Raw genomic sequence first — 14447 nt, 5'->3', positions numbered from 1 at the left:
ACATCATATATAACGTCAAAATTAACATGTTCATTCATGTCCAAATCAAAGAAACGATATATATAAAAATCTTTCACCGATGGGTGTGCAGACCTTTTTATATCGCTTTTATGGGTGTTTTTTGATGTGAGATATATCTCATCATCATTAAAATAACCATTTACGTAAAATAACACATACTTTAAAAATTGATTATTATCTAGCAGCCCAAACTTATCAGAGAGATTTGTTTGCTCTGGTTGTTCTTTCAAATTGTTTAATGATGATTGCGTTATAATAGACCAAATAGATAATCCACAGAGCTTGTCTATTTCATTAACTAATTGTATGGCTTCATCAATGTCCCCTGAAAGTATTTTTTCTGATATTATCTTTCTCTTTGATAAAAAAAACTTTATTTTTGTTGAGTGGTGTTCAATTAATGCTATACACCAAGCTAAGTTTTGACTTGCATCTGCCCTTGGTGACTTTCTTACGTACATTTCATTTATTGGTTTGTTGCATGTCAAGGCAATTGCATTTGAAAAATGATGGCTCTGGCTAATCTCTCTGAAATTTTGATATATTTCTTTAGGTGTTAATGTCTCGAATATTTGTTGTGCTACAATGTGGCTATTACGTCCTGATTTAAGAATTTTAGTTAATACAGAACTGTCTTTTCGCTTTCTACTTCGAGTTTTATTCATGTCTATTCCTGAAAATTAACTTCCTTGTTTGAGGACGTTAGTTAGATAATTGATATTCAATAGCGCGTTCGAGAAATAAGGTGGTTATAACTGTAATGCATTCACTATCGGACATTCTATGTAAGACCTTTCCCGATAGATACCTGTGCCGCTTGCCGTTGTACCCGCCATGATTTTTTCACCTATGCAACCATGTCGATGATGTCTGTTGCATAGGTGCGACAATCTGCTCTCTTCATGGGGTGGGCGAGGGGTTGGCTGTGAGCTAACAACCCGCCCGATCTTTGCCCCGAATAGGCTGGGGAGTGTTACTGCGGTGCAATGCGCTGCGCTTGGTGCACCCTACGTCTGTTTACCGGCCTCGGCGCTGCGGGCTGGGTGTTGCCCCCTGTTGTTCGCCGAGGTGAGGGCACAAGGTCAGGAGCGCCGTCATGGACGACGGCGCAGACGCAGGCGGTACAGGGATGTACCGTCTGCGTCGATCCGCCAGACCTTTTGCCTGAACCGAGGGAACCCGACACAGGAGGGCGAACAAGTGGGGGTGGCTGCTCGATTGGTGACTTTTCTTTGGCCACGCAAAGAAAAGTCACTCGCCAAGCCGCGCAGCGGCGGCGAAACCTAGTCGAGGACGGAGTCCTCGTGTCCTGCATGGCGAAGCCATGCCCATCAGGCTAGCGACCCCTCACCCTAGCCCTCTCCCGCAAGGGGAGAGGGGACGGTGACCGCGGACGATTACGCTGCGCTAATCGACCCTACCAATTGATCCCAATTCTCACCCGTATGGGGAGGGGAACGGTTACCTTGGTGCAATGCGCTGCGCTTATTGCACCCTACCGCTCTCCCGCAAGGGGAGAGGGGACGTTTACCCTGGCGCAGGGGCGGGAGACCGGCTGGTCTCCGCCAAAGACGCTACCGCCCCTGACTGTCGCTGCCACATTGCGCCGTTGACCTTGGTTTGGGAAAAGGGGCCAACAGGCGCCACCAAATATCTTACGGATTCATTGAGCGCTTAACTATGGCGGCCATCACGCAACTATCAGAAACCAGAGGTTTTTTTGCGCTGGCACAAGCTTTTGTTAATTACTGATTGATTAATTGCAGGGTGAACCTTGTGCGGTTGGTCGCCTTGGGTAATCCGTCGCTATCACCTTGATTCAAAACGGCGATCACAGACTTTTTGCGCCGTATGCCTAGACTGGGTTGGCCGCGGTCGCTGGCCGCCGCCTCTGGATCAGCAGACAGGGTATAACTGAGCTGGCTCACCCCTATGTGTCACTGATGGAGGAGTCGGCCATGTCCGCTACCCGTATCTGGATTAAAAACCCCCTTGCCACCTTTACCCACGAAACGGTCGATGGCCGCGGCGGGCTGGTGATTGAAAACGGCCTGATAAGCGAAGTGCTGGCGGCGGGCCAGCAGCCTGCCCGGCCGTGTGATCAGCTGTTCGATGCCCGCGACCATGTGGTGCTGCCGGGCCTTATCAATACCCACCACCACTTCTACCAGACCCTGACCCGTGCCTGGGGGCCGGTGGTCAATCAGCCGCTCTTTCCCTGGCTCAAGACCCTCTATCCGGTCTGGGCCAGATTGACGCCGGATGCGCTGGCGCTGGCGAGCAAGGTGGCGATGGCGGAGCTGCTGCTCTCGGGCTGCACCACGGCGGCCGATCACCACTACCTCTTCCCGCGCGGGATGGAGGAGTCCATCGATATTCAGGTGGCGGCGGTGCGTGAGCTGGGGATGCGCGCCATGCTGACCCGTGGCTCCATGAGCCTTGGCGAAGATGAGGGGGGCTTGCCGCCGCGCCACACGGTGCAGGGGCAGCAACAGATCCTCGATGACAGCTTGCGGCTGGTGCGCCAGTACCACGAGCGCGGCGCCGGGGCGCAGATCCAGATTGCGCTGGCCCCATGCTCCCCCTTCTCGGTGACCGAGGAGATCATGGTGGAGAGCGCCAGACTCGCGGCCGAGCTCGATGTGCGGCTGCACACCCATCTGGCGGAGACGCTGGATGAGGAGGCGTTCTGCCTTGCACGCTTTGGCCTGCGCACCGTCGATTATCTGGAGAAGGTGGGCTGGCTTGGCGATCGCACCTGGCTGGCTCACGGCATTCATTTTAATCCGGGCGAGATTGCGCGGCTGGGGGCCGCGGGCACCGGGGTGTGCCACTGTCCGGTCTCCAATATGCGGCTCGCCTCCGGCATCTGCCCGACCCTGGATCTGGAGGCGGCAGGTGCGCCGGTGGGACTCGGGGTGGATGGCTCGGCCTCCAACGATGCCTCGAACCTGATGCAAGAAGCCCGTCAGGCGCTCTATCTGCAGCGGTTGCGCTACGGCGCCGAGCGCATCACCCCGCGCAAGGTGCTGGAGTGGGCGACCGTAGGCTCGGCCCGGCTGCTCGGGCGCGGCGATCTCGGTGAGCTGCTGCCCGGCAAGCAGGCGGATCTGGCGCTGTTCAAGCTCGATGATCTGCGCTTTAGCGGCAGTCACGACCCCATCGCGGCGCTGATATTGTGCGGCGCCGAGCGGGCCGATCGGGTGATGGTGGGCGGCAAGTGGCGGGTGGTGGATGGCGCCATCGAGGGGCTGGATATCGAGGGGCTCATCGCCCGTCACAAGGTGGCGGCCGCGGCGCTGGTGCGCGGCTAGGGGAGAGCAAACGGCAAAAAGAGAAGGGGCTCGCGGTGGGCCCCTTGTTGTTGGTGTTTGGCGCTGCGCCGCTATTTGGCGGCGGGAGCGGGGAAGTATTTGTTGTGCAGCAGCGGGTATTCGCTGCCTGCCAGCACCTGGGTCAAGCCGTTCTGGAACTCCTTGACCAGATCGTCACTCACCGGATGGCTGAAGGCGTAGCAGAACTGCTCGGAACTCAGCTGCCACTGCTCCTTGAACTTGGCGGGGTCGAGCTGTTGCTCAAGGATCTGCTGCTCCATGGTGGTCTTGTTGGTGGAAACCATATCCACCCGGCCGGAGGTGAGCATCTTGAGCGCCTGGGAGAGGCGGTTGGCGGCGATGATCTTGGTCTCGTCAAAGCCGTTGTTGAGCAGCAGCTGCTCGCCCACATCGGCCCTCACCGCCCCGATATTGAACGCCTTGGCATCGTCGAGCTTGGTGATGTTGATCTTGTGCTCGGCCAACCCGACCAGCACGATTTCGGCGTAACCGATGGGGCAGGCCCACTTGAACAGGGGGTCGCGCGCCTGGGTGCGGGCGGTGGAGAAGAGTACCGCGTTGGGTTTTTGGGTCAGCAGGTAGTAGCCACGGGCCCAGGGCATGATGGTGACGGGCTGCTCCGGGGTGTTGGTCTTCTGCCATATCAGCTTGAGCAGCTCGACCGCAAAGCCGGTCGGTTTGCCCGCTTCGTCGGCGTAGTTATAGGGTTTGTAATCTTCGGTCAGGTAGTGAAGCTTGGCCAGCTCGGGGCTTGCGTGGGCGAAGGAACTAACAAGCAGTGCGGCCAATCCAATCCATGGTTTCATTTTTTCCATCCTGCTCAAGGGAATATCTATGCTCAATTGTGACCAAGCCGACCGGTTTCGCCAAGGTTGAGCGGTCAGGTTCTTCAATAATAGCGAGGGATGCCGTTGGCATCCCTCGTCTGTTTCTTACTCTCCCCCAGCTCGTCAGCGAATGGGCAGGTATTTTGCCTGCAGCTTCAAAAACTCCTGCGAGGCGAGGGCGCGGGTAAGGCCGCTCTGGAACAGCTTGATCTCCTTGTCATCCACCTGACGGCTGAAGGCGTAGCAGAGCTGCTCGGCGCTCAGCACCATGGCGACGTTGAAGTCGTCGCTGTTGAGCTTCATCTCACGCAGGGCGTCATAACCGGCCAGCTTGCTGGTGGCGAGCAGGTCGGCGCGGCCGGAGGTGAGCATCTTGACCGCCTGATTGAGGCGGTTGGCGGGGATGATGTTGTTGTCATCCATGCCGTTGTTGAGCAGCAACTGCTCGGCGGCATCGGAGCGTACCGCGCTTATCCGGTACTTGCTCATCTCATCGACGGAGGTGAGGGTGATGTTTTGCGCCTTGCGCCCCAGCAGGATGTACTCCGAGTAGCCGATGGGGCAGACCCACTTGAAGAGATCTTCCCGCGCCTGGGTACGGGCGGTGGAGAATAGCACCACGTTGGGTTTCTGGGTCAGCAGGTAGTAGCCGCGGGCCCACGGCAGGATGCGAATTGGCTGGGGGGTCACCCCGCTGTTCTTCCACACCATCTGCAGCAGTTCAACCGCAAGGCCGGTGGGCTGGCCCTGCTCATCGCTGAAGTTGTAGGGGGGATACTCTTCGGTGAAGTATTCGAGTTTGCCCAGATCGGCCCGGGCCATCGAGGCCCAGGGGAGCAATAGCAGCAAGCAGGTGAGCCACATCCTCATGGGGAACATCCTCAGCAGTCAACCGTGCTTTGAGTGTGACCATGAACCGCTCAAATAGCCACTTTGCCCCGTTACCAACGTGACCGGCTTCTCCCAATCGGCTGATAAGCCTCATCGCGCAGCCCCACCAGTAACGTCTTGCCATCAGGCTGCAGGCGAAACTCGCCGTAACGGGCACGGCTCAATGCCTCGCCATCCCCCTCTTCGAAGAAGAAAGCGTCGGGGCCAATCAGCCACTGGCGATCGCTGCGGTGTACCTGCAATAGCCGCTCATCGCTGGCCAGCTGATCCGGCTTGCCATCGGCAACCCAGCTTGCCACCTGATGAGCATCGAGGCGGATCACCAGGGTGTCGCTCTGCTTGTCACGGCCATCGCTGCTGGCCAGCTCGCGGGCGATCTCGTAGTTGAGCCGCATGTAATCTCCCTGCATCAGGGAGCGAGGATCGACCGGGGCTAGCCTTAGCAGCACTACCTCGCCGCTGCTCATGGCGCGCTCGAAACGCCAGACGGTGAGGTTGATGCCCACCAGAATGGCAAGGCCTGTCAGCAACAGACCGAGTTGTCGGGTCACGGGTCTCATGATGCGCTCCTTGCCGAGCAGGTTTTAAGCAGCTGGCGGGCGGCCAGCAACAGGGCGCCCGAGCCCAGTAGCAGCCAGGATTTGGTCATCAGGGTGAGCCCGAGATCGTAGTAGTAGAGGGCGCCATAACCCACCAGCAGCAGGGCGGCGAGGGTCATCAGGCCAAGGCTGCCGGCATAGAAGCCGAGGAGCAGCACCAGCGCGCCTGCCCCGATCCCCGGAATGACGGCGCTGATCAGCACCAGCGGCAACCCGTACCAGAGCGGCAGCTTCAGTTTCACCATCACTGCCAGCAGCAGGGCGGCGCAAAGTAGCGGATTGAGCCAAAGCGGCAGGCGCGACAGCCCCAGCTCGTCGAGCACGCTGCTGCCACCTTCCCACAGCGGTTGGTGCAGGCGACCCAGTACCAGCAGGGATAGGGCGAGCCCCAGGGTGATGGCGTGGTAGAGCTGGTGACGGGCGGGGTCGTGATCGGCGCGCAGCCAGCAGAAGGTGATGGCTGCCATCACCAGCGGCAGGGCCAGCAGTTGCAACCCTAGGCAGGCAAGGGCGAGGGTCAGCAGCAGAGCCGCCGCCACGCTGTGAAACAGCCGCACCAGCCAGTGGTCGAACAGCACCGCGATGGCGAGCGACAGCAGGCAGAGGCCGAACCAAAGCAGGCTCTGGTGGCTGTCGGCCTGATCCAGCAGGCCGTAGAGCAGCCAGGCATCGGCCGCCAGCGCGAGCGCCAGCACGAACTGATCCCAGAGATCGCCGCTCTGGCTGCGGTTGATGGCGTAAGCCACCCCGAGCAGCACGGCGCCCAGCAGCAGGGCGCTGTTGGCCTCGCGGGTCAGCTGCTCGAAGGTCATAAAGAGAAAGAAGAGCAGGAACAGGGCGGCGCTCCACCCCACCAGCCCGAGCAGAAAGCGGCTCGACCAGTGCGGCTGGTTGTTGCGGGGCATCTCCCCTTCCACCAGATTGGCCTGTTGCAGGGTTTGCCAGAGCGTTAGATCACTCATGGGACCTCCGTTGTTGTTGCAGCCAGCGGCTGGCGGCGACCGAGAGGCCGATGGCGATGAGGCTGAGCAGCAGGAAACCGTCCACATCCGGCTTCATCCACTTGCCAAGGGCAGCGAGGATGACGGCAATCAGGCTCAGGCACCCCATGGCGAGCCCGGCGATAAATCTGTGATGCCAGAGCGTGTAGGCGGCAGAGAGCCAGCCCAGCCAGAGCGGCCACACCAGCGGGGAAGCTACATCGAAGAGCGCCAGCAGGGCGAGCAGGGTGGCGCCAAGCCCGGCGGCCAGCCCCGCCAGCCAGCCGGGCATCAGGCGCCAGCGGGCGGGGGCGAGTAGCAGCAAGCCCCAGAGGGCGGCGTTGAGCAGGGTCAGGCACCAGCCCAGCCCCTCTTCGTCAAAGGCGAAGAAGAAGCTGAAGAAGCCGAGCCGCCAGTAGAGCACCAGCGCCAGCTGACCGAGCAGCCAGCCCAGGGTCCAGAGCAGAGGACTCTGGCCAAGGGCGGCCAGCGGCACCAGCATCAGCGCCCAGGTGGCGAACAGCTGCCAGGGATCGGCGCCGGTCTGGTAGGTCTGCCCGACCAGCGCCAGCAAAGCGCCGATATTGAGGGCCACGGCAAAGAGCAGCGCCTGACGCGGCGTATCGCCAAGCGGTTTGCGCCACAGCAGAAGCAGCATGGCGAGCAGCGGCGCTTCCAGCAGGGCGAGGCGGGGCAGTCGTCCCAGCGCTTGCCAGTTGAAGGCGACGAAGAAGATAAGGCCAGCCCCGATGCAGAGGGCACCGAGCCAGAGCAGCAGGCGATCGAACAGCCACTGCCAGCGGGCGTGAGCAGGGGGCAGATCGGCAAGGGTGAGGGCGGCGGACAGCTTCTCTGGCGCCAGTCGTCCCTGTTTCACCCATTCGAGTAGCGTCTCTCTTGATACGTTGTGCATGGGGTGCTCCACGAGGTTTGCCCCATTATGACATGGCAACCCCACTCCCGTGCAGTGGCTGCTTGCGGCTGCGACAACGACTGGTGCCGGAGTGATGGATGCGGGAGCCGGAACGTAAAAAGCCCTCCGAAGAGGGCTTGTGTAGAACCGGTGGCCAGAGTGCCGCTAGACGAAGATAAGGGTGCTGACCCCGAGCCCGACAAAGAGCAGGGCACAGGCGATGCGGATCGCCTTGAGCGGCAGCTTGTCCGCCCCCAGCTTGCCGATCAGCACCACAGGGACGTTGGCCAGCATCATGCCGAGGGTGGTACCGGTTACCACCTGAATCAGGGAGTCATATTTGGCGGCCAGCAGCACGGTGGCAATCTGGGTCTTGTCGCCAATCTCGGCAATAAAGAAGAGCACGAAGGTGGCCATAAAGGGGCCGTACTTGTCGAGGGAGCTCTCCTCGTCATCCATCTTGTCCGGCACCAGGATCCAGATCGCCATGGCGATAAAGGCGGCCGCGACCAGATAGGTCATCACCTTGGGGTCGAGCCAGCGACTGATAAACTCGCCAATCCAGGCTGCACCCGCATGGTTGAGCAGGGTCGCGGCCAGCATGCCGGCGATGATGGGCCAGGGTTTGCGAAAACGGCAGATGAGCAACAGTGCCAACAGCTGGGTTTTATCGCCGATCTCGGCAATCGCAACGCTGAGGGTTGAAGTTAACAAGGCTTCCATAGATATGACCGGGGGACGGAATTGTTATAAACCAAAGACAAGCCGGCGCCATCCGTCCCCGGTATTAGCGCTGGCCCGTCAAAGGTCTTGTCAAATCCATGGATAAACTGGATCACCCTGACCATGGTGAGTTGGCACCAAGTATGTTGATCAGGGTCGCAGACCGGTGCGGATCCGGTATGCGAGACTACTCCCCCTCGATGGGAGCGGGCATTCTAGGGAAAAACCGCATGGGTGACAAGGGGATCAGCCACCCACCAGCTTGACGCTGAAACCGGCCTTCTCCAGCTCGGCCTTGATCAGCTCCCGTTTGTCCCCCTGGATCTCGATAACACCCTCCTTGAGCCCGCCACCGGTGCCGCACTTTTTCTTGAGCAAAGTGGCGATTGCCTTTTGCTGTTCGGCGGGTACGCCGTGGATGGTGATGACCCCGGCGCCCTTGCGCCCCTTGGTCTCGCGGCGCATGCGCACCACGCCGTCGGTGGGGAAGGGGGAGGCAGATTGCGGAGCGCTCTGCTCCTTGATTTGACCGCCATCTGTGCTGTAAACAAGGCGGCTGTTGCTGTCGTGACTCATGAGGTTACTTTACGGGTTAGCTAAGCGGAGTTTGATTTTACTCAAATAAAAGTTGAAGACACAGATTATAATGCCCCAAGTAAAAGCGAATTATTATTGTTTAACTTCAGGAGTCAGTCATGGTACTCACGCAGTTGTCACCTGGACAGAGTGCTCGCATCAAGAATATGAATCAGTTGTCCCGGCCGTTGCGTCGCAAGCTGATGGTGATGGGCTTGTTGCCACAGACTGAAGTCATCTATCTGCGGTCCGCCCCGCTGGGGGATCCGCTCCAGATCCAGTGTCAGGGGATCTGTCTCTCCATGCAAAAGAGTCTGGCCCAGCAAATTGAGGTCGAACCGGTATGAGTTGCTTGTCCACCCGCAAGAGCCCGGTTCAGAAGAAAATAGAGGTAGCGCTGGTATGAATTATTCACTGGTTACGGTCGGCAACCCCAATAGCGGCAAGACCTCCCTGTTCAATGCCCTGACCGGCGCCCGCCAGCAGGTCGGCAACTGGAGCGGGGTCACCGTCGACAAGAAGATGGGCGAATTTTCCGCCGATGGTCACGATTACAAGCTGATGGATTTGCCCGGCATCTACAGCCTCGCCAATCAGGAGGCGAGCCTTGATGAGCAGATCGCCAGCCGTTATGTGCAGGGCCATCAGCCCGACCTGCTGCTCAACGTCATCGACGCCGCCAATCTGGAGCGCTCCCTTTACCTCACGCTGCAACTGCGCGAGCTGGGGCTGCCGATGGTCGTCGTGCTCAACAAGATGGATATCCTGAAAAAGCGCCGCGTCACCATCAATGAAGGGTTGCTCAGTCAGGCTCTAGGCTGTCCCGTGGTGGCCCTCTCGGCCCACAATCGCCAGCAGGTTGCCGCCTTCAAGAGCCAGATCCACGGCTTTATCGGCAAGTCCCAGCAGGCACTGATGCTCGATTACGGCACTGATCTTGAAAAAGATCTGGCAGAGCTTGAGACCCTGCTCGCCCCGCACCACCTCACTACCCGTGGCCGCGCCCTGCGTCTGCTGGAGGAGGATGCCGCGATGCAGGAGACCCTGCTGCCCGGTCAGCAGGCTGCCGCGACCAATGTGGTGACCCGTGCCCATCAGGGGCAGGATATCGATCTGCAGCTGGCGGACATCCGCTATGGCCACATCCATCTGTGGGCCAGCCAGGCGTGCCAGCAGAAGGGCAAACTCACCGTGGCCCAGAGCGAGAAGCTCGACCGGGTACTGCTCAACCGCTGGATCGGCATCCCCTTCTTCCTGTTCGTCATGTACCTGATGTTCATGTTCGCCATCAAGGTGGGCAGCGCCTTTATCGACTTCTTCGACATCATGGGCGGTGCCCTGTTTGTCGATGGGGTTCACCACCTGCTGGGGCTGGTCAACGCTCCCGACTGGATGGGTGCCATTCTGGCCGATGGCTTCGGGGTCGGTTTGCAGACCGTCGCCACCTTTATTCCGGTGATTGGCTGTCTCTATCTCTTCCTCGCGGTGCTGGAGAGCTCCGGCTATCTGGCCCGCGCCGCCTTCGTGGTGGATGCCCTGATGCGCCGTCTCGGCCTGCCGGGCAAGGCGTTCGTCCCCATGCTGATGGGCTTTGGCTGCACAGTTCCTTCGGTGATGGCGACCCGCACCCTCAACTCCGAGCGGGAGCGGTTGATGACCTCCGCCATGGCCCCCTTCATGTCGTGCGGTGCCCGTCTGCCGGTTTACGCCCTGTTTGCGGTGGCCTTCTTCCCGGAATCAGGCCAGAACCTGGTGTTCGGTCTCTACCTCATCGGCATTGTGGTGGCTGTGCTCACCGGACTGTTGCTGCGCAGCACCCTGCTGCCGGGCAAGAGCGACTCCATGCTGATGGAGATGCCGGACTACGAGTGGCCGCGTCCGATCAACGTCGGCATCAAGACTTGGCAGAAGCTCAAGTCCTTCGTCTTTGGCGCCGGTAAAACCATCGTTCTGGTGGTTGCCGTGCTGAGCGTGCTCAATTCGCTGGGGACCGATGGCAGCTTCGGCCATCAGGATCAGGAGAGCTCGGTACTGAGCAAAATCAGCCAAGCCGTGACCCCCGTGCTGCACCCTATCGGCGTGCGCGATGACAACTGGCAGGCCACGGTCGGCATCGTCACCGGCATCTTCGCCAAAGAGGCGGTAGTCGGTACCCTCAACAGCCTCTACGCCGGCGGTGGCGCAGAGGAAGAGAAGGGCGAATTCTCGCTGGTGGCCAGCTTCCACGAAGCGGTGGATGCCGTAGCGACCAATCTGGCCGAGATCAACCCGACCGACCCCATGGGCCTTGCGGTTGGCAATCTCGACGACCAGAAGGCTGCAGCCGAGGAGCAGGAGGTAGATGTCTCCACCTACGGCAACATGCAGACCCACTTCGACGGTGCGGCCGGTGCCTTTGCTTACCTCTTGTTCGTGCTGCTCTACATGCCCTGCGCCGCAGCCATGGGTGCCCTGGTGCGGGAAACCGGCCGCCAGTGGGCGCTCTTTACCGCCGCTTGGTGCAACTACATGGCCTTTATGTGCGCCACCGTCTTCTATCAGCTGGCGACCTTTGCCGCTCACCCCGAACAGAGCCTGTTCTGGGTAGCGAGTTACGGCCTCTCTCTGGTACTGCTCTGGTGGGCCGGTCGCCGTCACGGTGACATAGTGGCCCGCAAGGTGGTGACATTATGATCCTGCGCGAGCTGGGGGATTACCTCGCCGCGCAGCAGAAGGTGAGTCGGCGCGAGCTGGCTCGCCACTTCCACACCTCGGAAGATGCGGTGGAGGCCATGCTCGGCGTCTGGATGCGCAAGGGGCGGGTCATCAAGCGCGAAAGCCGGGTCTGTGGCGGCAGCTGCTGCGGCAAGAGCGAGGAGGTGATGTTCGAGTGGTGTGCTCCGGGCCAGATTGGCATCAAGGTAAGCTAAACAACAGTCAAATATCATCAGGTTAAACTGAACAATAAAAAACGGCAGACCTTGCATCCAAGCAGGGTCTGCCGTTTTTTTTGGGGCACAAACAAGCGGGATCAGGCGCTCTGGCGAGCCTCGCTCAGCAGCGCCAGGGCAGGCTGTTCGTTGCTCGGCATCAGCCGGTAGGCCTTGTGGTGCTTGATGAGGGTGGTTTTCTTGTTGCCCTGACTCAGCAGCAGCCCCTGCTTGCAGGCCGCACTGGCCAGCAGCTGCTCATCGCCACGCACATAGAGGGTGAGGGGCTTGATAAGCTCGCCGCCCTCGATATGGCCTGCATATTCGCTGTGGCTGATCACCAGACTGGCCTGACCGCCCGATTGCAGGCGCAGCTTGGCGTTCACTTCGCTCTCGGTCAGTACCAGCCAGCCCGCCTGTTCCAGCTCTGCCAGCATGTTGGCCAGCTTGCTCCCCAGTTGCAGCGGATTCTCCATGGCACTCTGGTACTGGTTGACGATGCGCTCCAGCAGCCCCTTGAGATCGGCGCCCGCTCCCAGCGTGCGGCCCAGTTGTACCCACCCCTTGAGATCCTCCATCACCAGCCGCGAGAAGCGCTTCTCCTTGAGGGAGTCCGCCATCCAGGTGCAGAGGAAGTGGCTCTCCTGCGCCGGGGTGCGCTTGCCGGCTTTCTGTTCGCCGGTGCGAGCCAGCTCGGCCAGACTCTGGGTGGCCATCTCGAGCAGGGCCTGATTGTAGGTTGATGGGGTCATGGTGCCTCCTCCGGTGGGGCGAGTCGTCATCACAGGGCAAGAGAAAGGCGCCGGTGGCGCCTTCATCTTATCGGTACATCGAGTGGCTGCTTACTTGGGCTGGCGCGGCTTCTTGGCGGCGGCCAGACGCTTGAGGCGTTGCCCCTGCAGTTTGGCTTCGGCCATCGACTGGGCTGCGGCGTTGTCGTCGCGACGGGCACGACCGCCAAAGCGGCGACGCTCTTCGAGCTGCTTGATCAGCATCTCGCGGCTGCTCACCTCGTATCCCGGCACCATGATGCGGCGCAGCTTCTGGCCGATCAGCTTCTCGATCTCGAGCAGGGTGCGCTCCTCCTCGCGGCTGACGAAGGAGATGGCCTGACCGCGCTTGCCGGCACGACCGGTACGGCCGATACGGTGGACATAGTCCTCGGCGAGGAAGGGGAGGTCATAGTTGACCACGTACTCCAGATCCGGGATATCCAGACCGCGGGCGGCCACTTCGGTGGCGACCAGCACCCGAACCTTGCCCTCTATAAAGTCGCGCAGGGCGCGGCGACGGCTGCCCTGAGCCTTGTCGCCATGCACCACGGCCGACTTGATGCCGTCAAGGTTCAGTTCCTCGACCAGCTCGTCGCAGCTCTCGCGGGTACTGGCAAAGACCAGCACCTGTTGCCAGTTCTGCTTGCCGATGAGCTCGGAGAGCAGCTCGCGCTTGCGCTTCTGCTCGACCGGATAGACCACCTGACTCACAGTGTCGGCGGTGGTGTTCTGCTTGTTGACGCTCACCACTTGCGGCTTGTCGAGCATCACATTGGCGAGCTTCTTCACCCCTTCGGAGAAGGTGGCGGAGAAGAGCAGGTTCTGGCGGCCCTTGTTGGCTGCTTGCAGGATCTGCTGCACATCGGCGCTAAAGCCCATGTCGAGCATGCGATCCGCTTCATCCAGAACCAGACACTCCACGGTGGAGAGGCTGAGGTTGCAGGCGGTGAGGTGTTCGACCAGACGGCCCGGAGTGGCCACGATGATGTGAGCGCCCGCTTTGAGCTTCTTGGCCTGCACATCCTGCTTGCCGCCACCCACCAGAGTGATGACGCCAAGATCCAGATAACGGGCAAACGCCTTGATGTTGTCGGCGATCTGGGCTGCCAGCTCGCGGGTCGGGGTGAGGATCAGCACCCGAGTGCTGGAGGGGGCTGCTGCGGCAGGGGTATCGACCAGACGCTGCAGGATGGGCAGGGCGAATGCGGCGGTTTTGCCGGTGCCGGTCTGGGCGCTGGCCAGCACGTCGCGGCCACGGCGAATGGCCGGGATCGCCTGCTGCTGCACAGGGGTCATCTCCTGATAACCGCACTCCGAGACGGCGCGCAAAATCTCGGGGGCAAAATCGAATGCTTCAAATCTCATATCGGTTTCCTGTGATCCAGCTGGATTGTGTTCGGCTTGACAAGCCGGCATGGGCGAACGGTCGCGGATTGCCACTGGTGGCCGCCCCTGATACAGCATCAGCGCAGCCTGAAAATGGCGGGCGCGAAGTGTAACAGATAGACGCAGCAAATTCTGCCTCAATTGGCCAGAGTTTTTTATCGGTTTTTTTAACCGGCGCAAGGTTTTGGCCGCCGCCATTTGACTCCAAAAATGCCAGCCGTAAGGATAGTGGCTATTGATAGTCATGAAAGGATAGGGCGATGACCGGGTGCGAGAGCGGTTTGCCACAGCAGGCGGCGAGGGCCAATACCCCCCTTGACCGTCTGAAGCAGGCGCTGGAGCAGTTTGGCGAGCAGCACGACCAGGCGCAGACAGAGCGTGCCGACAAGATGCTCAACATTACCCGCGATACCGGCGAGCTGCTGGCGGTACTGGTGCAGACGCGCGGGGCGCAGGCGGTGCTGGAGTTCGGCACCTCCAACGGCTACTCCACCCTCTGGCTGGCCGAGGCGGT

Annotated in this window: 14 protein-coding genes and 1 pseudogene; 5 read left to right on the top strand and 10 right to left on the bottom strand. The window is 60.2% G+C overall.

All coding sequences use genetic code 11. From position 1 onward, the window contains the following. A partial coding sequence (locus AACS24_RS06865) for a hypothetical protein (protein WP_146181469.1) occupies positions 1–686 on the bottom strand: 686 nt, incomplete at its 3' end. A 1293-nt stretch (positions 687–1979) separates the two neighbouring features. On the opposite strand from AACS24_RS06865, the gene AACS24_RS06860 reads away from it, so the two are divergent. Further along, positions 1980–3335, top strand: coding sequence for an 8-oxoguanine deaminase (locus AACS24_RS06860; RefSeq protein WP_108572817.1), 1356 nt, complete (start codon positions 1980–1982; stop codon positions 3333–3335). 71 nt (positions 3336–3406) lie between these two features. Here AACS24_RS06860 and AACS24_RS06855 read toward each other — a convergent pair whose 3' ends face one another. From AACS24_RS06855 to AACS24_RS06825, 7 genes are all read right to left on the bottom strand, one after another. After that, complete coding sequence (locus AACS24_RS06855; RefSeq protein ID WP_108572815.1) at positions 3407–4162, bottom strand: substrate-binding periplasmic protein; 756 nt, start codon at positions 4160–4162, stop codon at positions 3407–3409. A 144-nt stretch (positions 4163–4306) separates the two neighbouring features. Further along, the gene (locus AACS24_RS06850; RefSeq protein ID WP_108572813.1) at positions 4307–5053 is read right to left on the bottom strand and encodes a substrate-binding periplasmic protein; all 747 of its coding nucleotides are present in this window, start codon (positions 5051–5053) and stop codon (positions 4307–4309) included. A gap of 71 nt (positions 5054–5124) precedes the next feature. After that, complete coding sequence (locus AACS24_RS06845) at positions 5125–5634, bottom strand: GDYXXLXY domain-containing protein (RefSeq protein ID WP_108572812.1); 510 nt, start codon at positions 5632–5634, stop codon at positions 5125–5127. Then, positions 5631–6635: a DUF4401 domain-containing protein gene (locus AACS24_RS06840; RefSeq protein ID WP_108572810.1), complete on the bottom strand. Its 1005-nt coding sequence runs from the start codon at positions 6633–6635 to the stop codon at positions 5631–5633. The genes AACS24_RS06845 and AACS24_RS06840 overlap by 4 nt, the downstream gene beginning before the upstream one ends. Further along, positions 6628–7566: a DUF2157 domain-containing protein gene (locus AACS24_RS06835; RefSeq protein ID WP_108572808.1), complete on the bottom strand. Its 939-nt coding sequence runs from the start codon at positions 7564–7566 to the stop codon at positions 6628–6630. Before AACS24_RS06835 ends, AACS24_RS06840 begins: the two co-directional genes overlap by 8 nt. 165 nt (positions 7567–7731) lie before the next feature. Then, entirely contained in the window at positions 7732–8289 is a 558-nt protein-coding gene (locus AACS24_RS06830; protein ID WP_033113701.1) for a TMEM165/GDT1 family protein, read from the bottom strand. A 246-nt stretch (positions 8290–8535) separates the two neighbouring features. Further along, positions 8536–8865, bottom strand: coding sequence for a translation initiation factor (locus AACS24_RS06825; protein WP_108572806.1), 330 nt, complete (start codon positions 8863–8865; stop codon positions 8536–8538). Positions 8866–8984: 119 nt separating this feature from the next. On the opposite strand from AACS24_RS06825, the gene AACS24_RS06820 reads away from it, so the two are divergent. From AACS24_RS06820 to AACS24_RS06810, 3 genes are read left to right on the top strand one after another with little or no spacing between them, the layout of a single operon-like run. Beyond that, entirely contained in the window at positions 8985–9212 is a 228-nt protein-coding gene (locus tag AACS24_RS06820) for a FeoA family protein (protein WP_033113699.1), read from the top strand. 55 nt (positions 9213–9267) lie between these two features. Continuing rightward, positions 9268–11538 carry a Fe(2+) transporter permease subunit FeoB gene (gene feoB, locus AACS24_RS06815; RefSeq protein WP_108572804.1) on the top strand — a complete coding sequence of 757 codons (2271 nt, stop codon included), beginning with the start codon at positions 9268–9270 and terminating at the stop codon, positions 11536–11538. Continuing rightward, positions 11535–11774: a FeoC-like transcriptional regulator gene (locus AACS24_RS06810; protein ID WP_041208478.1), complete on the top strand. Its 240-nt coding sequence runs from the start codon at positions 11535–11537 to the stop codon at positions 11772–11774. Before feoB ends, AACS24_RS06810 begins: the two co-directional genes overlap by 4 nt. A gap of 101 nt (positions 11775–11875) precedes the next feature. On the opposite strand, the gene AACS24_RS06805 is transcribed toward AACS24_RS06810, so the two are convergent. Together AACS24_RS06805 and AACS24_RS06800 are read right to left on the bottom strand one after the other, a co-directional pair. After that, on the bottom strand, positions 11876–12526 hold the full coding sequence (locus AACS24_RS06805; RefSeq protein ID WP_108572802.1) for a DUF2913 family protein: 651 nt from the start codon (positions 12524–12526) through the stop codon (positions 11876–11878). A 90-nt stretch (positions 12527–12616) separates the two neighbouring features. Further along, positions 12617–13912, bottom strand: a complete 1296-nt coding sequence (locus AACS24_RS06800) for a DEAD/DEAH box helicase (RefSeq protein ID WP_108572800.1) — start codon at positions 13910–13912, stop codon at positions 12617–12619. A 281-nt stretch (positions 13913–14193) separates the two neighbouring features. Here AACS24_RS06800 and AACS24_RS21845 point away from each other — a divergent pair. Beyond that, positions 14194–14447, top strand: a pseudogene (locus tag AACS24_RS21845) (hypothetical protein); the annotation flags it as partial.

It is taken from the genome of Aeromonas sp. HMWF016, from assembly GCF_963878195.1.
GTDB classification, from domain to species: domain Bacteria; phylum Pseudomonadota; class Gammaproteobacteria; order Enterobacterales; family Aeromonadaceae; genus Aeromonas; species Aeromonas lacus.
The sequence above is the reverse complement of the archived record's forward strand: the minus strand, read 5'-3'. Positions and strand labels throughout refer to the sequence as shown.